This window comes from Vibrio lentus, from assembly GCF_030409755.1.
Lineage (GTDB): Bacteria > Pseudomonadota > Gammaproteobacteria > Enterobacterales > Vibrionaceae > Vibrio > Vibrio lentus.
This window is the reverse complement of sequence record NZ_JAUFQE010000002.1, coordinates 3,304,710-3,328,338: the sequence shown is the minus strand read 5'-3', so window position 1 is coordinate 3,328,338 and position 23,629 is coordinate 3,304,710. Positions and strand designations below refer to the sequence as shown.

The 23,629-nt window shown below is 43.7% G+C and carries 36 protein-coding genes; 8 read left to right on the top strand and 28 right to left on the bottom strand.

Going from position 1 to position 23,629, the window contains the following annotated elements; genetic code table 11:
• Positions 1–88: 88 nt before the first annotated feature.
• The 4 genes from QWZ07_RS23700 to dusA all read right to left on the bottom strand — a co-directional run bounded on the left by QWZ07_RS23700 (position 89) and on the right by dusA (position 2,771).
• Entirely contained in the window at positions 89–319 is a 231-nt protein-coding gene (locus QWZ07_RS23700) for a hypothetical protein (protein ID WP_004735813.1), read from the bottom strand.
• Between the two features lie 190 nt (positions 320–509).
• Positions 510–1,178, bottom strand: coding sequence for a TIGR04219 family outer membrane beta-barrel protein (locus QWZ07_RS23695; protein ID WP_065104300.1), 669 nt, complete (start codon positions 1,176–1,178; stop codon positions 510–512).
• Between the two features lie 135 nt (positions 1,179–1,313).
• Positions 1,314–1,535: an envelope stress response protein PspG gene (gene pspG / locus QWZ07_RS23690; protein WP_017108630.1), complete on the bottom strand. Its 222-nt coding sequence runs from the start codon at positions 1,533–1,535 to the stop codon at positions 1,314–1,316.
• A gap of 234 nt (positions 1,536–1,769) precedes the next feature.
• Positions 1,770–2,771, bottom strand: coding sequence for a tRNA dihydrouridine(20/20a) synthase DusA (gene dusA / locus QWZ07_RS23685; RefSeq protein WP_017108631.1), 1,002 nt, complete (start codon positions 2,769–2,771; stop codon positions 1,770–1,772).
• Between the two features lie 110 nt (positions 2,772–2,881).
• Between dusA and QWZ07_RS23680 the strand changes: the two genes are divergently transcribed.
• From QWZ07_RS23680 to QWZ07_RS23670, 3 genes are all read left to right on the top strand, one after another.
• Positions 2,882–3,949 (top strand): site-specific integrase, encoded by a 1,068-nt coding sequence (locus QWZ07_RS23680; RefSeq protein ID WP_192854065.1) that lies wholly within the window; start codon positions 2,882–2,884, stop codon positions 3,947–3,949.
• A gap of 257 nt (positions 3,950–4,206) precedes the next feature.
• Positions 4,207–4,962: a DUF6731 family protein gene (locus QWZ07_RS23675; RefSeq protein WP_290256369.1), complete on the top strand. Its 756-nt coding sequence runs from the start codon at positions 4,207–4,209 to the stop codon at positions 4,960–4,962.
• 2 nt (positions 4,963–4,964) lie between these two features.
• On the top strand, positions 4,965–5,462 hold the full coding sequence (locus tag QWZ07_RS23670) for a hypothetical protein (protein ID WP_192854063.1): 498 nt from the start codon (positions 4,965–4,967) through the stop codon (positions 5,460–5,462).
• An 8-nt stretch (positions 5,463–5,470) separates the two neighbouring features.
• On the opposite strand, the gene QWZ07_RS23665 is transcribed toward QWZ07_RS23670, so the two are convergent.
• From QWZ07_RS23665 to QWZ07_RS23565, 21 genes are all read right to left on the bottom strand, one after another.
• Positions 5,471–5,641, bottom strand: a complete 171-nt coding sequence (locus QWZ07_RS23665; protein WP_192854070.1) for a hypothetical protein — start codon at positions 5,639–5,641, stop codon at positions 5,471–5,473.
• Positions 5,638–5,856, bottom strand: a complete 219-nt coding sequence (locus QWZ07_RS23660; RefSeq protein WP_016783629.1) for a hypothetical protein — start codon at positions 5,854–5,856, stop codon at positions 5,638–5,640. Before QWZ07_RS23660 ends, QWZ07_RS23665 begins: the two co-directional genes overlap by 4 nt.
• A gap of 91 nt (positions 5,857–5,947) precedes the next feature.
• Positions 5,948–6,367: a virion protein gene (locus tag QWZ07_RS23655; protein WP_016787872.1), complete on the bottom strand. Its 420-nt coding sequence runs from the start codon at positions 6,365–6,367 to the stop codon at positions 5,948–5,950.
• Between the two features lie 17 nt (positions 6,368–6,384).
• Complete coding sequence (locus tag QWZ07_RS23650) at positions 6,385–6,627, bottom strand: phage tail assembly chaperone (RefSeq protein ID WP_192854068.1); 243 nt, start codon at positions 6,625–6,627, stop codon at positions 6,385–6,387.
• 83 nt (positions 6,628–6,710) lie between these two features.
• Entirely contained in the window at positions 6,711–7,556 is an 846-nt protein-coding gene (locus QWZ07_RS23645; RefSeq protein ID WP_192854069.1) for a hypothetical protein, read from the bottom strand.
• Positions 7,549–7,821: a hypothetical protein gene (locus tag QWZ07_RS23640; RefSeq protein ID WP_192854062.1), complete on the bottom strand. Its 273-nt coding sequence runs from the start codon at positions 7,819–7,821 to the stop codon at positions 7,549–7,551. Before QWZ07_RS23640 ends, QWZ07_RS23645 begins: the two co-directional genes overlap by 8 nt.
• The gene (locus QWZ07_RS23635; protein WP_192854061.1) at positions 7,818–8,423 is read right to left on the bottom strand and encodes a hypothetical protein; all 606 of its coding nucleotides are present in this window, start codon (positions 8,421–8,423) and stop codon (positions 7,818–7,820) included. The genes QWZ07_RS23640 and QWZ07_RS23635 overlap by 4 nt, the downstream gene beginning before the upstream one ends.
• Entirely contained in the window at positions 8,424–9,116 is a 693-nt protein-coding gene (locus QWZ07_RS23630) for a hypothetical protein (RefSeq protein WP_102265315.1), read from the bottom strand. It abuts the gene before it with no gap.
• A complete protein-coding gene (locus QWZ07_RS23625) occupies positions 9,116–9,517 on the bottom strand; it encodes a hypothetical protein (RefSeq protein WP_102460987.1) in 402 nt (133 codons plus the stop codon). Before QWZ07_RS23625 ends, QWZ07_RS23630 begins: the two co-directional genes overlap by 1 nt.
• Positions 9,518–9,522: 5 nt before the next feature.
• Positions 9,523–9,744 carry a hypothetical protein gene (locus QWZ07_RS23620; protein WP_016783620.1) on the bottom strand — a complete coding sequence of 74 codons (222 nt, stop codon included), beginning with the start codon at positions 9,742–9,744 and terminating at the stop codon, positions 9,523–9,525.
• A complete protein-coding gene (locus tag QWZ07_RS23615) occupies positions 9,741–9,893 on the bottom strand; it encodes a hypothetical protein (protein WP_016787880.1) in 153 nt (50 codons plus the stop codon). The genes QWZ07_RS23620 and QWZ07_RS23615 overlap by 4 nt, the downstream gene beginning before the upstream one ends.
• A 14-nt stretch (positions 9,894–9,907) precedes the next feature.
• A complete protein-coding gene (locus QWZ07_RS23610) occupies positions 9,908–10,180 on the bottom strand; it encodes a hypothetical protein (RefSeq protein ID WP_019820789.1) in 273 nt (90 codons plus the stop codon).
• A gap of 10 nt (positions 10,181–10,190) precedes the next feature.
• On the bottom strand, positions 10,191–10,994 hold the full coding sequence (locus QWZ07_RS23605; protein WP_136994236.1) for a major capsid protein P2: 804 nt from the start codon (positions 10,992–10,994) through the stop codon (positions 10,191–10,193).
• 252 nt (positions 10,995–11,246) lie between these two features.
• Positions 11,247–11,906 carry an ATP-binding protein gene (locus QWZ07_RS23600; protein WP_136994235.1) on the bottom strand — a complete coding sequence of 220 codons (660 nt, stop codon included), beginning with the start codon at positions 11,904–11,906 and terminating at the stop codon, positions 11,247–11,249.
• Positions 11,907–12,377, bottom strand: coding sequence for a hypothetical protein (locus tag QWZ07_RS23595; RefSeq protein WP_102290721.1), 471 nt, complete (start codon positions 12,375–12,377; stop codon positions 11,907–11,909).
• Positions 12,378–12,761, bottom strand: coding sequence for a hypothetical protein (locus QWZ07_RS23590; protein WP_192854060.1), 384 nt, complete (start codon positions 12,759–12,761; stop codon positions 12,378–12,380). It abuts the gene before it with no gap.
• The gene (locus tag QWZ07_RS23585) at positions 12,761–12,940 is read right to left on the bottom strand and encodes a hypothetical protein (protein WP_016783612.1); all 180 of its coding nucleotides are present in this window, start codon (positions 12,938–12,940) and stop codon (positions 12,761–12,763) included. Before QWZ07_RS23585 ends, QWZ07_RS23590 begins: the two co-directional genes overlap by 1 nt.
• Positions 12,937–14,865: a rolling circle replication-associated protein gene (locus QWZ07_RS23580; protein ID WP_192854059.1), complete on the bottom strand. Its 1,929-nt coding sequence runs from the start codon at positions 14,863–14,865 to the stop codon at positions 12,937–12,939. Before QWZ07_RS23580 ends, QWZ07_RS23585 begins: the two co-directional genes overlap by 4 nt.
• A 4-nt stretch (positions 14,866–14,869) precedes the next feature.
• Entirely contained in the window at positions 14,870–15,064 is a 195-nt protein-coding gene (locus QWZ07_RS23575; protein ID WP_171351256.1) for a hypothetical protein, read from the bottom strand.
• A gap of 2 nt (positions 15,065–15,066) precedes the next feature.
• Positions 15,067–15,261, bottom strand: coding sequence for a hypothetical protein (locus QWZ07_RS23570; protein WP_016783609.1), 195 nt, complete (start codon positions 15,259–15,261; stop codon positions 15,067–15,069).
• An 11-nt stretch (positions 15,262–15,272) separates the two neighbouring features.
• Positions 15,273–15,527, bottom strand: a complete 255-nt coding sequence (locus tag QWZ07_RS23565) for a pyocin activator PrtN family protein (protein ID WP_016783608.1) — start codon at positions 15,525–15,527, stop codon at positions 15,273–15,275.
• 133 nt (positions 15,528–15,660) lie between these two features.
• Between QWZ07_RS23565 and QWZ07_RS23560 the strand changes: the two genes are divergently transcribed.
• The 4 genes from QWZ07_RS23560 (at position 15,661) to QWZ07_RS23545 (ending at position 18,669) form a co-directional block, all read left to right on the top strand.
• Positions 15,661–16,266, top strand: coding sequence for a S24 family peptidase (locus QWZ07_RS23560; RefSeq protein ID WP_016783607.1), 606 nt, complete (start codon positions 15,661–15,663; stop codon positions 16,264–16,266).
• Positions 16,267–17,328 (top strand): hypothetical protein, encoded by a 1,062-nt coding sequence (locus QWZ07_RS23555; protein WP_192854058.1) that lies wholly within the window; start codon positions 16,267–16,269, stop codon positions 17,326–17,328. It abuts the gene before it with no gap.
• Between the two features lie 403 nt (positions 17,329–17,731).
• Positions 17,732–18,190, top strand: a complete 459-nt coding sequence (zur, locus tag QWZ07_RS23550) for a zinc uptake transcriptional repressor Zur (RefSeq protein WP_017107163.1) — start codon at positions 17,732–17,734, stop codon at positions 18,188–18,190.
• Between the two features lie 17 nt (positions 18,191–18,207).
• Positions 18,208–18,669 carry a chemotaxis protein CheX gene (locus QWZ07_RS23545; RefSeq protein ID WP_017059940.1) on the top strand — a complete coding sequence of 154 codons (462 nt, stop codon included), beginning with the start codon at positions 18,208–18,210 and terminating at the stop codon, positions 18,667–18,669.
• 129 nt (positions 18,670–18,798) lie between these two features.
• Here QWZ07_RS23545 and pgi read toward each other — a convergent pair whose 3' ends face one another.
• The gene (gene pgi / locus QWZ07_RS23540; protein WP_102307970.1) at positions 18,799–20,451 is read right to left on the bottom strand and encodes a glucose-6-phosphate isomerase; all 1,653 of its coding nucleotides are present in this window, start codon (positions 20,449–20,451) and stop codon (positions 18,799–18,801) included.
• A 326-nt stretch (positions 20,452–20,777) separates the two neighbouring features.
• Here pgi and QWZ07_RS23535 point away from each other — a divergent pair, with 326 nt between their 5' ends.
• Positions 20,778–21,197 carry a secondary thiamine-phosphate synthase enzyme YjbQ gene (locus tag QWZ07_RS23535; RefSeq protein ID WP_192854057.1) on the top strand — a complete coding sequence of 140 codons (420 nt, stop codon included), beginning with the start codon at positions 20,778–20,780 and terminating at the stop codon, positions 21,195–21,197.
• A 117-nt stretch (positions 21,198–21,314) separates the two neighbouring features.
• Here the strand turns inward: QWZ07_RS23535 and QWZ07_RS23530 are convergent, their stop codons facing one another.
• Together QWZ07_RS23530 and alr are read right to left on the bottom strand one after the other, a co-directional pair.
• Positions 21,315–22,523 carry a BamA/TamA family outer membrane protein gene (locus tag QWZ07_RS23530; RefSeq protein ID WP_192854056.1) on the bottom strand — a complete coding sequence of 403 codons (1,209 nt, stop codon included), beginning with the start codon at positions 22,521–22,523 and terminating at the stop codon, positions 21,315–21,317.
• 20 nt (positions 22,524–22,543) lie between these two features.
• The gene (gene alr, locus QWZ07_RS23525) at positions 22,544–23,629 is read right to left on the bottom strand and encodes an alanine racemase (RefSeq protein ID WP_192854055.1); all 1,086 of its coding nucleotides are present in this window, start codon (positions 23,627–23,629) and stop codon (positions 22,544–22,546) included.

Here is a 23,629-nt window from a genome sequence, read left to right as displayed (position 1 = left end):
TTAACCACTCCTTTTAATAACAAGAAAGAATAGAAAAGTATGTTTTATAACTTTTTGGAAGTAAAAACCGATTGAAACGTCAATTGAGTTACTGGTTTTCAATACGAACTTGTTGAAAGCCAACCGCCATTGCCGACTTAGATGCTAGGTCTAAATCCGCGTAATGACACTCTTCACCATGAACATCAGTAAGCAAAACAAAGCCGCCTCCCATATGGCGAAACTCCACAACCCAAGACCCCTCTTGAATTGAGGGCTCTATGATCGCTTCAACCAACAGATTTTCTCGATATAAATTTCGTAATTCATTGAGTGTCATATTCCATCCCTTGCTTTGACCTCACAACATAGCCCTTTTAAGAATAGACGCTAATTAGCTCTCTGTATTAAGGATGGTCGAAAGTGATGAATGTGCTAACTAATTCCAGAAAGATATAATCAATAGATATAAAAAACGCCACTTAATAAAGTGGCGTTCTTAAAATTTGTTCTAAATGAACTTGAATAGCCTAGAAGCGCACTTCAGCGCCAGCAAACCAACCATCTACCATGACAAAGCTCTTGCCTAGATCAGAGCTAAAGAACTCATCCGAATCTAGATCGATAACACGGTAACCACCACGCAGGGCAATTTCAGATTCTGATACTGGAATTCGGTACTGAACACCCGCCATCAAGTCAGTGCTCTTAATACCACTGCTATCACCAAACTCCATCGTACCAATGATATCGAAGTTGGTGTCAGGAACGTTGATCTCTGCGTTACCGTAGAAGCTCCAAGTAAATTCATCAAAGCTTGTTTGAGCGCCACCTGTTTTCGGTTCGATGTAATTCGAGTTTGAATACTGAGTAAACGTCACACCTGCATCAAAGTTCATCAGCTTGTGATCTAACAATGTGTAATAGAAGGTGTAGTCGTACTTATCGAAGGCCAATGAATCCGCATCGACAGAAGTATAGCGAAAACTAGCGTTTGGTAGCATCGGGGCATTATGCTCAAATGCGAAATACAACGAAGGAGAGTTAGAATCATCATCTTGTCTAACTTCGTTTAGCTTTGTACTTCCCCACCACATATCGGCACCGACTTTAGCCGTGTAAGAAAACTCTTCTTCAGCAGATACTGCCGAGCTTAAAGATAGCATTCCCACTAAAGCAATTAATGGCATTTTATTCATTTGAGATAGCTCCAATTCCATATCGTTGTGCTAATTGTATGCACATTCATAGATTATTGGGGAAAATTCTATCACACATCTTAAATTCTCAAACGATAAACCGCTGACGTTCAAAGATTTGACGACACCATGACCTTAGTAACGTCTTTGGTTAGAACTGTGTACAAAGTTTTTGAAAAACCAGATACCCAATGCAATTACGATTAACCAAGGCAGCAACTTAAACACGACGCCCATCATACCTAAAACCAACATGACTGCTAACGCGACTCCGGTTGCAGCCAATACCGTCATAAACGTGATACCAGTGACAAGTAGAGTTGCGACGAAAATAAGAACAAAGATTAATTCAAACATAATGGTCTCCCTAATGAGTTAATGACCTATCTTTCCTACTTTCTAACATTGCAGCTTCCATACCAAGTTAGTAAAAACAATAAAACCCTTATTTATCAGGTAAATAAAAAGCCACACATCTTAATGCGTGGCTTTTAAAGAAACCATCAATGGTAAATTTAGCCTCTAATGGCGAATTTAACCTTAGATTTAAATCTTGGGCTTTTAAGCTCGAACTTTTAACCTAGAGGGAGGTTATACGTTTAGCTCTTTAGGGATCTTAGCCAATGCTGTCTGCACCACCTCAATGCCCGCGCCTTTCTTATGCGCATTCTCACTGATGTAACGACGCCATTGTCTTGCGCCCGGCATGCTTTGGAATAAACCAAGCATATGACGAGAGATGTGCCCTAGGCTTGCACCGTTTGAAAGTTCACGTTCGATGTACGGATACATCTCTTCAACTACTTGTGAGCGCTTCTTAATTGGCGTATCCAAACCAAAAATCTGTTGATCAACTTCAGCCAAGATAAACGGGCTATGATAAGCCTCACGACCGATCATCACACCATCAAGGTGTTGCAAGTGCTCTTTAGTTTGCTCAAGAGTAGTAATGCCACCATTCACAGCAATCACCAGATCAGAGAAGTCTTTCTTGATTTGGTATGCACGATCGTAATCTAGCGGTGGGATCTCGCGGTTCTCTTTCGGGCTAAGGCCACTCAACCATGCTTTACGAGCATGAATAGTAAATTGCTCACAGCCACCTTTTTCAGAAACCGTCGAAACAAACTTAGTCAGAAACTCATAAGAGTCTTGGTCATCGATACCAATTCGCGTTTTCACAGTAATTGGAATATCAGTCACTTCTTTCATCGCCGATACGCAATCTGCCACCAGCTCAGGTTCAGCCATCAAGCATGCACCAAAACGACCATTCTGAACTCGGTCTGAAGGACAACCTACATTTAGGTTTACTTCATCATAGCCACGCTCACCAGCAAGCTTGGCACAAGCTGCTAAATCAACAGGGTTTGAGCCGCCAAGTTGAAGAGCAAGAGGATGTTCTTGCTCGTTATATTCTAGAAAGTCACCCTTACCATGTAAGATCGCACCTGTGGTTACCATTTCCGTGTACAGAAGAGTCTGCTGAGAAAGCAAACGGTGAAAGTAACGACAGTGGCGGTCAGTCCAATCGAGCATGGGTGCAACGGATAAGCGGTTAGCCGCGTATTTACTAGTATTGTCAGGTTTCATAAGGTGTTACTCGAAATCTATATACTGTATATATATACAGCAGTTTGCTAGAGTTGCCCCAAACTCACCCTTTCAGTACGCATATAGTACGTATCGATGGAGTAGGACGAATGGCATCATTTAGCATTAAAAAAAGAACACTAAAAAGCGGTGAATCACGCTTCACAGTGGACATTGTAGTCAAAAAGAATTCGGCGATTATACACAGGGAATCGAAAACATTCAGGAAAAAAGAACTCGCTAGAACCTATGCAAACAAGCGGGTTCTTGAGCTAGAAAACCCTGACGAATCCGGACAGAAATCCGTACCGTTGTACGTACTTCTGGACAAGTTTATGGAAGAGCCTGATTTATGGGATAAAACAGGACGAACGAAGCAATACGTAATTAAGCTTCTTCGTGACTGTGACATATCCAAGATTGAAAGCGACAAGCTAAGAACTAGCGACTTAATCCAACACTGTAAAAATAGAAAAGGTGGAGGAGCTGGCGGTGCAACGGTCTATCACGATGTTGCTTATCTCCGTTCTGTGATGAAAAAAGCAAAGCCTGTGTTCAATATCGCGGCCAACTTTCAGATATTTGATGAAGCAATTCCGGTTCTCATTGATATGGCACTAATAGGTAAAAGCCAGAAACGAACACGCCGCCCAACTTCCGAAGAACTAAAACGCTTAAAGCTTGGATTAGAACAACGTGAGTCTTTCCGGCCAAACGGCAAAACTCGAATCCCGTTCACCGACATTCTTGAGTTTAGCATTCTCACTTGCATGCGAATTGGCGAAGTCTGCAAGCTTCGTTGGGAAGACCTCAACCAAGAACATAAAACAATTCTTGTCAGAGACAGAAAAGACCCAAGGAAAAAAGAAGGTAACCACATGATTGTTCCACTACTTGGTGAGTCATTTGAGATCGCACTGAAACAACCGAACAAAGGCGAACTCATTTTCCCATACAACTCACGAAGTGTTAGCGCAGGGTTTCAAAGAGTGAGAAACGAATTAGGTATTGAGGATTTAAGGTATCACGACTTACGAAGAGAGGGAGCCAGTCGGTTATTTGAAAAAGGATATTCGATTGAAGAGGTGGCTCAAGTTACCGGTCATAGGAACTTGAATATCTTATGGCAGGTTTATACTCAGCTATTTCCACACAAACTACACACCAAAAAAACTTAACGTCACAATAATCAATCACAAGCAATTCACAGACATTCATATGCGATGTAATATAAGCCAAACAAGCAATATTTGCTTCAGCTCTTTAGTAGGTTATTAATGGCAACTAAAAATTTCTTTTTGATTTCTATGCATGTGAAACTCAGTCCTCACAAGCAAATGCTCTACCTCTAGACACAACCAGTGTATTCAGAGGTCTCTTTGAGCAGTATCAAGCTGGACGACAAAATACAGTGAGAACTGTTGGGAAACACCTTATGGAACTGCGAGATATTAGGGAAACAGCCTACGGTTTCCGCGGTGTTATAGGTAGACACAGGAAAAATAACCTACCGCACGCAGCAATTGCGGGAGGCGAAGAAAGAGAACTGCCTTTAGAAGAAAACGAAAACCTATTAGAAAAAACGCACTTCGTTTACTATAGCGACTACTCTCTTCTAATACTTCAAAGAAATAGATTGTGTGTAAACTGGCAAAATTTAGGGGGTTACTTATCACCAACAAACTACGTAACCGCACTTAATCCTATAATTGAACCCGCTAATCTAGAGTGGCTTGCCAATGGCCACGTACAAGTAAGGTCAGCGAAGATCACTATTGCAAGACCACTTAACCCTGAGCTACTTAGGAATGTTAATCACGACTTTAACAATTCAATAATTGCAGCTCTCAACGGAACAAGATCAGCAAGTATGAATCTTGTTTTTCGAGGTGATGCTCGCTCAGATGATCCCCAAGAAAGATACTTAGACAATAGCTTAAAGAGAGCATTCAGAGAGTTACAAGAAACTTTAGAGGTTAAAAAGTTAGACTTATTAACAGAGCATGACCAAACCGGCATCGAACACCCTATTGATATGGTTACTGATCGAGTAACGCACTACGACAGTGTAGATATGAATGGAAGATATCCGAACGGGTTCGATATGTGGACTAAACTAGAAGATGCTAGAGAAGCTAAAAATGCAGAGCTTTTAAGCTTTTTTGGTGAACCCAACAATAGATTAGCGTAGAGATGATAGATAAAAAAGCAACAACAAGAGGGGTAAACATTAAACACTTAATCAATTTAAGTGCGTACCCTCTTACGCTTTTTATTATGTATCTAACTTGGCCCGTGATCAGTCAGTTAAAAATGGCTCACTTACAGCCAATAGCATCGACTGTTTCGACATTCGCTGGCATTTTATTCGGCTTTGCTATGGGCTCTATTACTTTACTTACATCGTCGTCCCACACTTTGATTGAAAACACAAAGAGAACTGGATACCTAAAAGTACTCACATCCAACCTTCATAGCACCATGGGGTGGTTATTGGGTGTTTGTGTGATATTCCTTATAACGATGTTTATCCCCGACAGCTTAACTTTCAGTTATGGCGAAGAGAGCGATAAAAAAGAGTATTTATATGCCTGTATCATTGCTCAGGTTGGAGTCGGCGTCCTAATTATTGCCTTCAAAGAGTTTTTTATGACTTGGAGAGATTTCAAAAAATTCTCTAACAGCCTGTAGGCACTTGCCTACAGGTGTAATTTGGTCGATATACTTTCCAACTTAATAATTCTTTGTGAGTGTTCCCTCTGCTTTTCTTTAATCCAAGTAATATCTACTTTGATTGCAGCTACTGTTGCGACACTTGATATACCACCAGTCACAGCAGCAATAATTAGAGCTTGATATACTTCCATCATTTAAACTCATTGCGTAGGGTTTCCCATAGGCCAAATACTATTGGAGCACTTGCCCCAATAATGCCACCGAATTGAACACCGTCTGCCGATACGCTAGCGGTGATAAGTTCAGGGTGACCGGATACCAAAGCAGCTCCCGCGCCAAGTAGCGCTAAACCCTTTTTAGTCGATGGTTGGTCAAGGTCGATACCGATTTTTTCTAGTAAGCTTTTCATAGTAATTTGCTCTGTCGTAAATACTTAATGGTGTAGGCGGCGAGTACGCCACCTACTACGGTAATAGCTATTTTTTTGTAGTCTTCTTTGGTCATGCCATGGCAACTCCTTCACGCGCCATGCTTAAACCGTAATAACTCCCGACTTCTTTACGACTCATTGCATGTAATAGCTTTGCTAGTTGTTCGTTGTTGTTCACATCGACAACCTGATTACGACCGATGCCCGTCCACTCGCTAACGTGTTTAATGTATAGCTCGGTGTCGTTCTCCACTGACGGAGCGAAGCGGTTTATCATTTCGCTTAAGGTTTGAAAGCCTTGTCGTGAGTAGCTACGAAGAACACGCGCCCCTGCTCGAAAGCCATAAACCGGATGCTTGAACTCTTCGAAGCTTTTATCGAGGTCGAGTAGATGCTCACCATCCCACTGAGTGCGATCACCTTTGGACTCACGAATATTTAGCGGGTTGTTGTTACGCACACCACGCGGCAGAGTTTTTCTATATGTCATGTAAGCTAGCCCCCCAATTATGCAGACGCTTGCGGCAATGATGGTTTTTGAGGCCATACCACATCCTTAAGCGTCTTGTAGGTTTGAGTAATATCGCGAAGTTGTTGGCGATACTGGCGAAATGGTGTGATCTCGACTTCACTATCCAATGCAAGGTTGACTAAGTGATCGGCTTCAACCAATAGCGGGGCACGATGCTCTCGAATAGCAACTAACTCCTGAGCACTTTCATGCTCTGCTAATACGCTGTCGGCTTCCAACTCTGATAAGCCAAGCTCAATAAGGATCGCTTTATCAGCAGGAACGTTAATAAGGGTTTCGGAGTTAACAATTAACTGTTTAATCATGCGCTAACCTCTGGTTTGTCGTAGCCTATATAAGTTGTTGAGTGTTTGTTTGATCGATCACCAGTCTCTGCAGAGGCTAGTGGTAATGTTTTTGCTACCCACTTAACATTGGTATTTGATGCTGCGCTGCTCGCTATAACATCCCCGTCACTCAACAAAGAAAATTGGATTGGTTTGTTTGAAATAATTTGATATTTCAGCTTACCGCCACGCAACATAAAACCAGAATCAATCTTAGCCACATATCCCAAACCCGCTTTGTTATAGGCAGTGTCAGGCCCTAAAGGATCTAACTTTTCAGCTTGGCAATAAGCTTGAAAGCCGACCGCTGCAACGCATTGACGATAACGTTGATAGTTAACAACAGTTCGAAGGTAGTTTGCGTTCCCATCCCATGCATAAGTTTGACCACGTAAAGAAACTAAAACACCAGCTACATGGCTCGTATTAAAGTCACTTTCATCTGATGAACCTTTGCGGTTCCAAGCGTAATTACGATAAATCTGGATCTCAGTTTCACCGTTTTTGTCCATTCGAAAACTAACAGGGTAGAAAGTATCCTTATCGCCATTCACTGTAATTTCAGTGACGTAACGTCCTTGGCCTCCTAGCGTTTGAATATCAACACCTTGTTTAACTCGGGCGAGCTCAGAATCAAGCTGTTGCAACTTACTGCGCCCAAGTGAATCAACATCAGAAACAACCTTTGCACCATCAGTCGTAATCACTTGCTTCAACGCATCAAACTGCGTTTGCATGGTTCGGATAGCACCACCCTTGATGCTATCTAGTAGGTTTCGGGCTTCGGTCACCAATTGCCCGATTGCCGTAAAATCACTCATTGAGTTCTTTCTCCATTTCTTCCGCTACGTCCTGTAGTCGTGGCAACGTATTAGCTGCGACACTGTCGGCCAGTTCGTGAACGTCATTATCTGAATTGAAAGCGTGGCGTTGTAATGAAACTACCGCCGAGCTTAGTGATACCTGATTGCTGTATACGCCGCGCATCATTTCCAACGCGTCTACCTGTTCAGGTTGTAGGTTCTTTAAGTGTTCGGTGAGCGGGTCGTATTTCACGACCGCTCGGCGTGGCATGAAGTGGCTCATCGGTGAACCTCCATCAGTGCCAGTTTTAATGGTGTATTGCTGTTGTTATACGCCCACAGTTCGCCGCCTCCCGTCAGTGTGATTCCTGCGGGTGCTGTGCGGTCACCCAAAACGGGTAAACCCACTACAGCAGAAACATGCGAGTCACCGAGCATCGCCTCGGCTTCTGCATCACTAATGTTCTGAATAATCGCTTCTAGTCGTGTAACCGAAGCATTAACTAAACGAACTTTGTTGTTTGGCTGAATCAGAATGTGGTCGCGACTAATAAAGCGCTGTGCAATCTCTTGTCGGGTCGTGACAACCGAGCGCACTTCACTGATAGCCATAGACTCAGCAAATTTCACGTTAGCAGGCGGCGTTGTTTTCAGGTTCTGCTTAGTAAGCTGATACACAACACGAATAGATGCGGCATGTGGGTTAGATATCTCTAGCTCTTTAAAGCTTGAAACGTCTAACGTATCGCCTGCATCTACACGGATTTTTTCGCCGTTATCGCTTCGGACATACAAATATTCCTGAGCTTCACGGACGATCAGTAAACGAGCCGAACCGACACCAAAGCGCTTTACTGCACTAGGTTCTAAAGTTATCGCTTTCATCTAGTCCCCCTTGAACGCAAGAGCAACGCCTGCGATAGCAAAAGAAATGGCAACAGCAATTGCCACCTTACTGATATCACCAGAGCTACCCGTTTGACTGCGTGATGCGGTGTTTTCTGCCATGGCCAAAGCAGCTCGGGCGTTTTCTCCCGATTGTGCTGCCATAGACTTAATAGCTGACGTTGTATCCGCGCTGTTCGAGCGCATATTGTCTAACGCCTTTTCACTAGTTCGGCGGCTGTTTTCTAACGCTTTCTCACCAAATACGAATGCCTTAGATATTGATTCCTGACCGTTATCTAGTGCCGCTCTTAATGAGTCTTTATTTGCCTTAATCGAATCAGAAGCAATTTGGCCGTTTAGTTTAAGAGCCTCTTTGCTGACGTTCTCGTTTGACTTGATCGCATCACGACCAAAATCAAACGACTCATCTACCGCATGTTCATTGGCGCGGAGTGCATCCGAACCTAAACGCGCTGCTTTATCCATTGCGGCACTATTGCTATCCATCGCCCGTTTCGCTATTTCTGACGCGGCTTTTACTGAGCCGTGATCAGTCATAGAGATATTGCCAACGTTGCCATTTATGCCAGAGAGAACGACACCAAGGTTATCCCCACTAATGGCACTGGTGCCGCTCGTGTTCGTGGTGTTGGTTACGTTCTTACTTGAACTGCTACCACCTCCGCCCATTAGTCATTCTCCAAAACAAGGGATAAAACAGACTCGCGGCCTGATTTACCCGAAACCGAAAAACCGAAACGCTCAAGTATTCGCACCATGCCACGGCGAACCGTGTGATATTTGATTGAGCGATACCCTTGGGATTTCACAGCTTCAATGATGCAAGGCGCTGCTTTCACAAGCCCCTTACCTGTCATTGCTAGAATCAAATAATCATTGTCACTGGTGACAAAGCCCACAAAGCGAACCGAAACGCCTCCCCCTTTCAAGTGATAAAAACTGGCTCGTTTGGTTTTCACCGCATCACAGCAAAAATCAAATTCAGCCTTAGCTTGTGACACTCCATTGAATGCGGATTTAATTAGCGAAAATTGAGCGGCAATATCTGCGCGAGTGGGTCTAATCAACATAAAATTCATTTCTTAAATGCCACCCACGCAATTCCAACAGCTAACAACACAAACGGTATGTTTTGCGCGAGCTTTTGCCCCGCACTACCACCAAAGTTGATCGCTCCATTTCGAATACCGCCAATTGAATTGGTGCCCGTTGCTTCACTTGGTCCTGCTGCGCCGCCTCCGGCACTGATTGGCATAGAACCGCCTGCACTCAAGCCACCACCGATACCTGGTATCATTTGTTCCCCTTAATGACTCGATAAGTCACATAGCAACCGCCACCAACGGCACCGATTTTTAATAGCTTGGTTGCGCTACTTCCAGACCAGAAACCCGCACCAAAACCAAGACCACCCGCTAATAGAGGAAGAACCACGATTAATGGCATAACTCTTCCCCCTGTTAGTTTTTCAAAACAACGATAAGACCAAGTAAAAGCACCGCAGCACCAATACCACCTCCCACATACAAAAGGGTTTTGTCGTTACTCTGTAAAGAGGAACCCGTAACCGCGTTGCCGTGGTTATCTTTCACTGTTTGTTGTGGCTGTTGCGTTGTGGCTGCATTTTTCGATGAGTCGTCTTTGGTCGCGACATCAATCAAGTTGCCCATCCCCTCGCCAACGTCATCAAGCAGACCAGAACCGAAGTCCGTTAAGTCATCCCAAAAAGCCAATAGTCACCCCCTACACTAAGTCAGGGCGAACAACGAGCACCGACTCAACAATGATTGGAATTGAGCCAACAGGCTTATGAGTTTTCACGGTGAATTTCAGCTCTGAACCGTGCGCCGTAGGAAACAGCTCATCGATATAAAAGCCGCGCATGATTGGGTCAAAGTGGTAACAACCCGACTGCCAAAAACGGCGGTTTCGTTTGGCGCGCATATCTTCAAGCGCACGGCTTGAATCATGCACTTTCACGAAATCACGATAGATTTGTAGAGAGTGGATTTGATCACTCATGAAGTGCATGCGGCGCACTAAATGAAGAGGGCCAGAAACGAGATCAAGAAACTCATTTTCTGTTGAGCTTGCTTGCATCGTCTGCTTTTTGATTTGTGGGATAACAACACGAGCAGGCTGACGCGCTGACACTGTTGCCCACGCTTGAAGCTTGATAGCAGGCGCGTTGTCTTGAGCAGAATCTGCAATCTCAACTTCCAGAGTGATATTGTCACCTGCTTCAGTCACAAGACCCGTGTAACGAACCCCGTTCTTAGTTTTTGCAGAAATATCAGCTAATGGAATAGTGAAAAAACCATCCGTTTGAGCAAGACCTTTGTACGCTTCAATCTTTTTAATCAGCTCACCATCAAGAACGATAATTTCATCCGCATTCAAGCTGATGGTTACGCGTCGAAGTTGAGCCGCACTTAGATTGGTTTCGAGAAAAATCTCATCGTACGTAGGACCAATCGGAATGGTTAACGTAGCTTTCTCACCGTAGCCCGTACCCGTAAAAGAGTTCAGTTTGGTTGGAGTAGACATAATAACTAACTCCCTTAACCGATTTGGTCTTCAACAGCATCAACGTTGTTTGAAGCCCAAACAACACCCGCTGCCACAATGCCTGCTAGCACAGCAATGACTGCTAATTTTTTTGGTGTAAAACCTGCCATTTGTTTTCCTATAAAAAAGACCGCCCAACATTGGACGGCCTTTACTTAAACAAATGATTTGGTTTGGATTCCTAATACTTATTTGGTTTAGGTTTGGTTTAAATGAGACTTGAATCACAAACTACCACCGGATAACGCCCTTTTTGAATGCTTTCCCGTCTTGAAGTAGATACTCAAGCGGGTCGAGTTGCTCGATCGCATCAGCAGAGATTCCGGTCATTTTTTCCAAATAGGTCGCACTGGCTTTGGTCTTTTGCATCATCACACAAGCATGCTGACAGTTATCAATAATGGTCTTCGATACTTCCTGACCACGTTGAAACAGGTTGATAGTGTGTAGGTTAAATTTCCTGCCTAAGCGCAATATTTTCCCATGGTAGCCAACCGCTTTACCCGCATTTTCACTGTGCTCGGCTACCTCTTCACAAATAATTTTTAATGGTTTGGTATGCTTTCCGTTCCCCATAGCCCAAACGACCTGACAAAACCTATCGAAGTCCTTTGATGTGGTTTCATGAGTCGGTTGATACGCAATCTTAAAGCCCTGCTTTGTTTTACGCCCTGCAATCAGTGCGGCGGCAAACTCCTTAATACTGGAGTAACCGCGCACCACTCGCCCTGCTAGTTTTCCGCTGTAGTCGCCCATTGGATCAAACATGGCTACTTGGTCGGTAGATTTGATAAACAGCTTTTTAGCGGCAGAGGTTTTACCGCTGCCGCTCATACCAACCGCAAACACGTGACCATTCTTAAGGGCATTATTTGGGTTAATTGGTTGCATTTATTGCACTTCCTCTTTTCCCTCTGATTCCGTCTCTTGAGGGTTTACCTCTTTCGCTTCATCAATCGCTTTAAGGGTTCGGATTTGGTTAAACGAAGTAAAACCGAGTGCACCAGCTGCGATCACAAATGACAGTTCTTCTTTGTAATGAGCCAACCACGGTGGAAGTTCACCACCATATTTAACGAACAACGGCGCGGCTGCACTTGCAACGCTTTGAGCTTGTTCAGCATCAAAAGCAAATTCTTGGTGACCGAATTGTTTTAGCATTTGCTCTGTCACGCCAAGAACCGCACTCGCTGTTGCTTCACCTGCCAACAGTGCTGCTTGTTTAGCATCGTTTTTTTGTTCGGATTGGGAAGGGTCGAAATCTTCTTCGCCAAGTTCGGCCAACAAAGCAAGCTCTTCACTTTCGTCATGCTGCTCTAGTTCTTCAATTTCGATTTGGTCTAGTTGTTCTGTTTGTTCCATTTACGCCACCACTTTGATTGTTTTGATTACACCACCGAAGAACAAGCCAAGCACTGCACCAATACCAACGCATTTAACGGTTGTGATTGGCTTTGGCTCACTCTCATTTTTTGGTTTAGATTCCTTTTCTTTTTCCGGTTCAATTGCCATTGGTTGTGCTTCCACAACTGGGTTATTGATTGTTTCGATATCTGCTTGAACCTCTTCCAAGGATTTAAACGCTTTCATTTCGGCTTGAGCCGCTTTACCTGTTCGCGTATCAGGCCCACATTCACAACGGCCATGAACAAACGCAGCTCGTTTTCCTTTGCCTTGCTTAATCGCTTTTGGTTGTGAGCAAGTTCGGCATTGCACATAACCTAATATTTGGGTTTCATTTTCCATTAGCCGTTTTCCTTTTCTAATGCGTCTAGACGTTGATTAAAGGCTTTAAAAAGCCAGATAGTTTTCACTAACCAAGGTTTGATAAAACCAAATCCCATTGGGGGCTTATATGCTTGCGATTCCGAATCCATTTCATTAAGCAAACGGGTTGTTTCGCTTTGCAGTGTTTTTTCCGTCATTGGATTACCTGTTGTTGATAATATTGCTCTACTTCGTTCATGGCCTGACCGAGTAGCTCTTGTTGAATTTCGTAAGGTGGTATTGGTGGCAAATCCTGATTAAGCAGACTTAACCAATTGGCCTGATTGACTTGCCAACGTTGAAAGGCTTGGCGGTAGCGGTCTTTTGCTTCAAGGCGTATATCATCTAAATACGCATCCTCGGTCGTCATACTCCAACCGCGAGCCCCTGCCGCCCACTCTAAAAATTGATTGGCCTTTTGCTCACAAGTCTCCCCCTCAAAACTGATAGAAAATTGATTATCCGAACTGGCAAATACGCCGCGACTGCTCAAGCGCTCTTTCTCTTGTCTAACTTCGCTACCGAGTTTTTTCATTAACCGATTGAGCTTGCCAACGGCATCAAACTTGCGTTGTTTTTTATTTATATCTGCGGCCTTTTTAGCCTCATTTAATTTGAGTTGCTTTCGAGCAATATCCCGCTTAATCGGTGCTTTCCATTGCTCTAATCGATACCCGCACTCTTTGATAATTCCCGTCATGTTAGAAACATCGAAACTCGCTAGAGCCTCCCACTCAGGGGCGCGACTACAACGGGCGATGTTATAGCGATTACCTTTAATTAAACCTTGGTCAGCGTTGCTACCTTTCGCGGCATAACCGATCGCCTTGATCAGGTAACCCGCCGCCGCGTCTTTATGCTGAATGCGTTGAAGATTTGCCATGCCATGACCCCAAAGCCGTTCAACACGTTTTGCCCACCCTTGAAAATGTTCTTTTGGTACGTGGTAATTCAATAAAATATGAACGTGTGGATTCGGCTCACCGTTTTCATTCGCGGGGCATTCAGCAACCCAAACATAATGAAAGTCGAAAGGCTTTTTAGTTGCTCCGTGTAGCTCTTGGGTATGCGTTCGAATCTGCTTGTTTTCGTCTTTCGTTCTCCAGATAGCTTTCAATGGTCGCCCTTGATTACCCTGCACAACCACTTTGTCAGTAAGTGAAAGCTCACCCACCTCTGATGGTTGATATTCAAAACCTCGCTGATACATTTTTTTAAGGCCATCTAGAAAACGAGATACTTCTTTGCCTATGGTGGTTTGAATGGGGCAATACGCTAAACCCTCATCGGTCAGCGCTTCACCGCCGAACAAATGCTTTCGCTGTTCTTCGGTAAAAGTTAAGGTCAGAAACGTAGTAAAACCGCCATGGCAAGTAGCGACATACGCACCCGCCTCAAAGATTTTCTTAACTGCGTTTGAACTCAACTTTTCAGTGAAACGCTCACCAGTTGGTGATTGCGGCGCATCGCTTGGGCTTGGGTGGTAAGTGACTTGCAGTTTCACCTGTTGAGCCCACTCTCGCTTAAGCAAGTAAGCTCGACTTTGCCCTTTGGGGATGTAATCAAGACAATTTCGGTCTTTATCTCGCACCCATCCGACTTGTGGCGCGTTTTGTTCAATTCCGTAGTGCTGTGACTCAACATGAACACTTTGGCTCTTTGAGCGCGGTTTTAGGCGGCGTGAGCGGGTAGTAAAGCGATCCAAGTGGCGTCTTTTGTCGTGTCGGACTTTGCCGCCCTTTGACAAGCCTAGTGTTTCCACGCCTACGGCGTGCGCTCCGCGCTTAGTTTTCTTGAAATACTCAGGGGTGATTAACGTTAGTTTCCCGTCTTGAACTAACTGCCAAGTTTCCGCTGATTCTTTCGTTCTATGAAAATGAACTTGCTCCATTGCATGCAGCTTGTTTTGCTCACTTTCCATCCAATCAGAATTTGGAGCACTAAAAAAACCGCTCTCGATAGCGGCTATATTTTTTTCAGTTGTCGCAACATCTTGCGCCAAGGCAGTTACATAGCCCACATCGTGTGGGCTCAAGATATTCGTTATTTCACGATCGCCTTGCGGCTCATATAAGTGATTCATTCAGTTACCACCCTGAACAACGACTTGTTGAACATTGGTAATTCATCGGTCTAGCTTTGCGCTTTGAACGCTTCGCCAAACCGTGCTTCTCACGTAGTTGCTCTATCAAATGAATAGAGCGCTCACGTAGTTCCGGTTTTGGGTCAACCATGCCAAGCATATCGGGACAAGGTAAGTGGATAGGGTCAGATACCTGCATGCCTATTCCTCCAAACTTTCCAATAAAGTTGCAGCTTCGACTAGCTGATCATAAATCGGGTGTAGAAACTCAAATTCAGGTGAGGATGGGCTTAACCAAGACAAACGACCTTTAACAATCATGAAAAGCTCTTTAGCTTCACTTGAATGAGAAAAATCTACGTTAATGCTATGAACCGGTGTCGTTACGTTATTCATATTCAATCCTCTTATCCGTTTACTGATAGCCAATCTTGCTTAGCCTCTGCATGACGCTTATCGATGTATGCCGCCAAGTCTTCAATCTTGACCAACGAGGGGCTGCGCTCTGAATCGCGCAACTTAAAAGTAGGAACGGGAAAATCACAGCCTTTGGCTTTCTGTTCTGCCGTCTTGGGAGTGATGCCAAAAAACTCTTGGCTGATTTGTTTAAGTTCAACAGTTGGGTTTTCAAATCGCGCAAGCAAAGCAAATCTTGTGTTCATAATTCCTCCATGTAGTACACTTGAGGTAATTGCAACTAATTCACAATTCCTCATAACTCCTCAAAGTCGATTTGAGTCAATTATGAGGCATTACTTTTGGATTTCAACACATTTTTGAAGAATCGAGGCAACAATGAGCGAATTTGAGTTAAGTTTGAGGAAGCTTAAAGAGGTTACAAATACCTCTACGAACGCAGAGCTAGCAAAGGTTTTGGAGATATCTCCGAAGACTATTTACACATGGAGAGAGCGTCAGAATATCCCTGAAAAAATATTCCTCAAAGCTAGACAGCTATCACAAAAAGCCGTCAGTTTGCCGACTGGCTACATTGCGTTGAAGTTTTTCGATATCGAAGTGAGTGCAGGACAAGGTGCGCTTGTTGAGAAAGAAGAAGAATCTAGCGCAATGGTTTTTAGTGAGAAGTTCATTAGGCAAGAGCTTGGCTTTAACCCAAACAATATCTTCCTGATGCCCGTTCGCGGTGACAGCATGATCCCAACTCTTAAGAATCAAAGCGTTGTAATGGTGAACCGTGTTGATGGTTTTTCTACTGATGGGATTTACGTATTCAGATATGACAATCGATTGATGGTGAAGAGACTTCAATTCCTACCAAACGGTATCAAGGTAGTCAGTGACAATAGTGCGTATGAAGCATGGGAACTAGGAAAAGAAGAGATTAAAGGCAACGACTTCGAGATCATCGGTGAGGTGGTTTGGTCAGGGCAGAGAATGTAAATGAAAGAGCAAAAGACTTACTTCGATCCGGATACTAGTTTCTTTGGACTAAAAATCGTTAGGTTCACAGCCTTTGGCTTTATTGTTACCTTTTTGATTATGTGCTTTGTGATCATTCATAACTCTAAACTATTGGGAGATTGGGACTGGACGTACGTAGGGTTCAACAACTTTCTCGAATACTTCAAGGTGCCTTTAGGCTTTCTAGCTCTATCAATTCCTACTGGTGCCGTATTTGCGGCAAACCATCGTTCCGAACAAACAAAAAAGCAAATAGTGCTAACTAACAAACAAAACCTCTTTACCAACTATTACAAACATCTAGAGGAGTTTGAAAAGTATGCAAAAGAGCAAATTACTAATATAGCAGCTCAACATGATAGGCAATCAACTATCTACAACCTAAACATTCGTCATCTCCATAAAGTTTTATTTCCAAACTTGATTGAAAGTGGTGACTACTTTGTCGATCAACAATTCATACTATCCCTAGAAAAAGCGTGCTCTGGTATTGTTTCTGGTGTGGATACTGACCAAACAATGCTCACAATAATGGCCCATGCTGAGACTTATTATGGTCAGCTACTTGATCTTCTCGCTGATAATGAATTGTCTATGAGTCAATTCACCACGATACAATACAACGAAAAATCTAAGGACGCTGATACATATCACAACCTACAGGCAAGTGAGAACAATAACCTAAAAAATTTGAGGAGCGCTTGTTATGCATACAAGATAATAGACATTCTATATCGAGCACAGATTGTTTTAGAAGTCTTCTCTCAATGTGCGAAGTTTGATAGTTCGTACGCAGGTAGTGCTATCCACCATTACTTTGAAGTAAGTAGCCTAACGATCCTCCCTTTACGTGATGGACGAGTAATAACCTCGATTGATGCATCAACCCTTTTAAAAGTATCGTCTCTAAATGACGACCTTGAGATAGAAACTCGTCATAATTTATCGAGAAAGGAATTAATTAACTACGCTTTAAGTCGAGTAAATGTGATTAATAATAGAGTTAAATCAGAAATGGAGACCGGAGTAGTACGGATATAGTACGTATGACTTGCTTTTAACCACTGCTATTACTTAAAAGTGAGTCCAATCGAGCATTGGAGCGACGGACAACCTACATGAATGTGTCATGGCAAAGTACCCTAGTAGCGAGTCAAAAAAATATGCTGGAATACCCAGCAAAAGCAAGGTCGGCTATTGTAAATGCTATGCCTTGTTTGTGCTATATGAACTTTACCTCACACTTTTTTATAAACCTATTCACCAGATCTCTAATTCAGCCTCATTAATCAGTTATGCCTTGAGTCACAATGTCATTTTGAGTTACCTTGTCTTATTCAAAGTCGTGGGTCACAATACGCTCTGTACCTGACTTTAATAGAAATCATTGGCTCCCAAAATAAAGTAACCTAGAAATAGTGTTTGATTAGGGATGTCCGATTGAATGGTGAAAAATTTGGACCACACATTGATAGAGCAAGTTGAAGGGATATGCGCATCACGAGGAGTTAGACTAACTCCCCAACGAAAGCGTGTGTTTGAGCTCATCCTCTCTAATAAAAAAGCCTCCAGTGCTTATGAATTGTTAGAGCAATTAAAGCAGAGTGAACCGCAAGCCAAACCTCCTACAGTTTATCGCGCTTTAGATTTTTTGTTGGAACAAGGTTTCATTCATCGAGTTGAGTCAACCAACAGCTTCATATGTTGCTGTTCATGCAATGCAAACCAACACTTTTCGCAGCTATTAATCTGCGATAAATGTGGGACAGTAATAGAGCTACAAGACGATGCTCTTATCACTCAACTCGCTAACAACGCGGAGAAGCACGGTTTTCAATTAACGAATCATGTTATTGAATCTCATGGTGTATGCCAAACTTGCTCCTCTGATATGAAAGAATAAGATTATAGAAGAACATTATGCGCGCTGAATTTGTAAACCCGTTTTTAGCTTCTTTAATGAATGTATTAAAAACGATGGCTTCTCTAGAATTGAAGCCACAAAAACCGAGAGTTAAGAAAGACGAAATAGCTCGTGGTGATGTATCCGGCCTGATTGGTATGGTGGGTACACAATCTCGTGGTTCAATGTCGATCACCTTTGATGAAGGTCTTGCCCTAGAAATCATGGAAAACATGCTGGGTGAGCGCCCGAACGGCTTGAACGAAGAAGTGACCGATATGGTGGGTGAAATCACTAACATGGTGACTGGCGGCGCAAAACGTATTCTTGCAGAAAGCGGATTTGATTTCGATATGGCAACGCCTATCGTTGTTTCAGGTAAAGGCCACACTATTCGTCACAAGTGTGACGGAGCAATCATCATCATGCCTTTCTCATCTCAATGGGGTAATGCCTTCATCGAGATCTGTTTCGAATAGAGACAATCGAGTAAATAAAAAAACGAAAGGCTGACGTACATACGTCAGCCTTTTTTATTGCCGTAAAATCAACGGACATAAAAAACGCCAACCGAAAGGTTGGCGTTTACAGTTATTACTTAAACAGTCTTAAGCTTTCAGCGCTTTAAATGCGTTGATTAGACCGTTAGTTGAGCTGTCGTGAGATGTTACTTGAGCATCATCAGCAAGCTCAGGAAGAATTTGGTTTGCTAGTTGCTTACCAAGTTCTACGCCCCATTGGTCGAAACTGAAGATGTTCCAGATAACGCCTTGAACAAAAATCTTGTGCTCGTACATCGCGATTAGGTTACCTAAAGTGCGAGGAGTCATTTGCTTAACAAGAATTGAGTTCGTTGGACGGTTGCCTTCAAATACTTTGAAAGGAGCAAGTTCCGCTGCTTCTTCTGCTGTTTTACCAGCCGCTAGGAATTCAGCTTCTACTGTCTCTTTTGTCTTACCGAATGCTAATGCTTCAGTTTGAGCAAAGAAGTTAGACATCAGCTTCTGGTGGTGATCAGATGCTGGGTTATGGCTGATTGCAGGCGCGATGAAGTCTGATGGGATCAGCTTAGTGCCTTGGTGAATCAGTTGGTAGAAAGCGTGCTGGCCGTTTGTACCAGGTTCACCCCAGATGATAGGACCTGTTTGGTACTCTACCGGGTTGCCTTCGCGGTCTACAAACTTACCGTTCGATTCCATGTTACCTTGCTGGAAGTAAGCAGCAAAACGGTGCATGTATTGATCGTAAGGTAGGATTGCTTCTGACTCAGCACCGTGGAAGTTATTGTACCAAATGCCGATAAGCGCAAGGATAACTGGGATGTTGCTTTCAAACTCAGTTGAAGCAAAGTGGTTATCCATCTCGTGAGCGCCATCTAATAGCTCTACGAAGTTATCGAAGCCAACAGACAGTGAGATAGAAAGGCCGATCGCAGACCATAGTGAGTAACGACCACCAACCCAATCCCAGAATTCAAACATGTTGTCAGTATCAATACCAAACTCAGCCACTGAAGCTGCGTTTGTTGATAGTGCTGCGAAGTGTTTAGCAACGTGTGCAGAATCACCCGCTTCAGCCAAGAACCAATCACGTGCAGAGTGTGCATTCGTCATTGTTTCTTGAGTGGTGAATGTTTTAGATGCCACTAGGAACAACGTAGTTTCTGGGTTCAACGGCTTAAGCGTCTCAACAATGTGAGTGCCATCTACGTTAGAAACAAAGTGCATATTTAGGCGAGTTTTGTATGGTGTTAAAGCTTCAGTCACCATGTATGGACCAAGGTCCGAACCGCCGATACCGATGTTGACTACATCAGTGATCTCTTTACCTGTGTAACCTTTCCACTCACCAGAAACGATGCGGTGTGTGAACAGTTCCATTTTTGCTAGTACAGCGTTAACAGCAGGCATTACGTCTTTGCCATCAACCATTACTGGGTTGTCGCTACGGTTACGTAGAGCCGTGTGAAGAACTGAACGACCTTCAGTTTTGTTGATTGCATCACCACCGAACATCGCTTCAATTGCAGACTTAACTTCAGTCTCGTTTGCAAGAGCAAATAGGTGCTGCATAGTTTCAGCGTCAACTAGGTTCTTAGAGTAATCCACTAAGATGTCAGAACCGAAACGAGTAGAAAAGCTCTCGAAACGCTTTGCATCTTGAGCAAACAGCTCTTTCATATCCATATCTTGAGCAGACTCAAAATGTGCCGTTAGCGCTTTCCACGCTTGTGTTTGCGTTGGGTTGATATTTTTCAACATGGTATCTATCCCGATGTTACTGTAGGTTTTATTCTAAACGTCACTTAAGTGATGAATAGAACCCCCGATTAGGCGAAAGTTTATATTTTTCTGTGATGACCAAACCGCGTCAGCACTGAAAGATTCTTTGTAATTTTTTTTCACGACGTATTATGCCGTATATGAAGAGCTGTACCTTGAGATAAATCAGGATTAGATTTCCTGATAGCAGAATCGGTACAGACTCTAGCTCTAACATAATTAAATGTGAGCGATACCTGATAAATTCAAGTTCAAAAGATAGCGTTAAACCACTTTTTTTCCAAATACATTATAAAGGATGGCGTATGTGGATTCAGAAGACTATACACCTAAATGCACGAAAGCGTGGATTCCATCTCATTACTGATGAAATTGAACAACAGATACACGGTATCAACTCTCTATCTGTTGGTTTATTACATCTCTTTATTCAACATACCTCAGCCAGTCTCACGTTAAATGAGAACGCGGATCCTACCGTTCGTTCCGATATGGAATCGCACTTTAATAAGTTTGTACCCGAGCGAGCGCCCTACTACAGACACACTTATGAAGGTGATGATGATATGCCGGCTCACATTAAAGCATCAACACTTGGCTCCAGTGTGACAATACCCATCACTAATGGTCGTCTAACTTTGGGAACATGGCAGGGCATTTACTTAGGTGAGCACCGAGATTGTGGTGGTAGTAGAACTGTGATTGCTACGATTCAAGGTGAGTAGACGGCTTGAAAGCTAGATCTTTTTAATAAAAACAGTCTCTTCTTAATAAAAAAGAGTGGTGTGTTTCCACGACCACTCTTATAAAAATAGCATTTGGCCTACCATAGGCCGAAAGCTTTAGAAAGGCTGGTTTATCATAACCCGAAAGGTCCCTTCATCACCGCCTCGGGCTAATTCTGCACGAACAACAATGCCTTCCACTTGGAAACGAACCGCGCCACCGAGGCTCCATTTCATGTCTGTGTGCAGTGTTTTGATATCGTACTCGTCCGCAACACGCCCTACTTCAGCAAACGCCACCCATTGCCACCAAGGCAAATCGTAGTAGTTAATTAAAGGAATATCACCTAGCGGTTGCCAATCAGGGATGACTCGATATTCCGCTGAATAATGAACTGCAGAACGCCCGTGGTAACGCCCACCGGTATAGCCTCTCAATCGATACAATCCACCAAGTCGAGCTTGTTCTGTCTCGGGTGGACGCGCGCAATCCTGCCCAGAACAGTTATCCCAAGTTGGTGTATCAGCGGTATAGAAATCGAGTGCCACGACTTGTTGGTCAAACAAGTCGCCTAAAGGGCCTAATGCGAAATACTGACTGTTTTGGAACGTCCACTTCAACCACAAGTCATCGTTAGACCAACTATCGGCACCGGTAGTGAACTCAAGGTTAGTATGAGAACCTTTAGTTGGGTTACGTGTGCTATCACGGTTATCCCAATCCAAAGCCAGACTAAAGCCTGTCGCCTCTTCCGCGTTGTTTAAACCTTCTAGCTCACGAGCGGTATAAAAAGGTGTGAAGATAATCGAGCTGACACCCGAATCAACAGGTGAGGCAAAGCTAACATCCTTAATTGGCTGAAAAGCCCCTAACAAGCCATGTTCTACAACATTGCCCCAAGGTAGCAAATACTTAAATTCAAACTGATAATTTTGCTCTAAACCATCGGCAATGGTTTTATCATCAATGGATGAATCGTTATCGCCTTGAGAGCCAATGTAGTAAGGATTGTCGTTGAAGCGTGCTTGGTACATCTGAGTACTGAATAGAACATTCTCAGAAAGTGCAAAGTTGAAAGCGGACAAAAAGCCAACATAGCTGTCTTTATCCGAATAGAGTGCCATCCCAAACAGCGCGGCTTGAGGTTGCCAAACACCCCTTGCGACACCAGCAACCCCAAAGGTGTTACCCATGGTTTCGGTGCTGAAATAGAAAGGGACAAAGGCCGTATCTTTTTCTTCACTCACCGCGTAAGAAGAAAAGCTGACACCGAGCAATGCCATAGCTGAAATTAGCCAGCGTCGTGTCGTTCGCATGAACACCATTTACTTTACAAGGTCCATAGCTACTTCACATACTCCATCGCAACGCGCGAAGTCAGCTTAGTGACCAGCTCATACGCAATAGTGCCGATATGTTCCGCCACTTCTTCTGAAGGTAAACCTTTCCCCCACAGAGTCGCTTCATCACCGACTTGATCTACAGCATCAGGGCCTAGGTCAACCGTTAGCATGTCCATGGAAACACGGCCTGCAATCGGTGCTTTTCTACCATTTACAAACACTGGCGTTCCATTAGGGGCCATGCGTGGATAGCCATCACCGTACCCGATAGCGATAACACCAACCTTGGTATCACGCTCACTGGTCCAGTTTCCGCCATAGCCAACGCTCTCACCGGCTTTGACATCACGAACAGCAATCAGGTGTGACGTCAGGGTCATCACAGGCTTAAAGCCTAGATCTTTTGCTGATTTATCAGCAAAAGGCGAAACACCGTAAGAGATGATTCCCGGACGAACCCAATCAAGGTGGCTGTCAGGCCAAGCTAATAGACCAGCAGAGGCAGCAAGTGAGCGCTCACCTTCACAACCGTCAGTGAGAGATAAGAAAAGCTCAGTCTGTTCAACGGTGGTTGTTCTATCCAGTTCATCAGCGCAACCAAAGTGGCTCATGTAACGAAGAGGTTTCGCTACATTCGCACATTGATGCAAACGCTCAACAAAGTTTTGGTATTGCTCAGGACGGGCACCTAAACGATGCATGCCGCTGTCTACTTTTAGCCATACCACGACTGGTGTTTCTAATTCCGCATTCTCTAACGCACTTAATTGCTCTTCACAATGCACCACAGTTTGGATGTTATTGGTCACTAATATTGGTAAATCACCTGACGAGTAAAAACCTTCCAACAATAGAATAGGTTTAACTATGCCACCAGCACGAAGTTGCAATGCTTCTTCAATACGAGCAACACCGAAGGCATCTGAGTTTTTCGAGTGCTTGGCGATGTGCAATAAACCATGGCCGTAGCCATTCGCCTTCACAACCGACATAACTTTACAGTTAGGTGCTTTTGACTTAATCAGTTGAAGGTTGTGTTCCAATGCACCGAGATCAATGCTCGCTGTCGCTGCTTTCATATAAGTCAT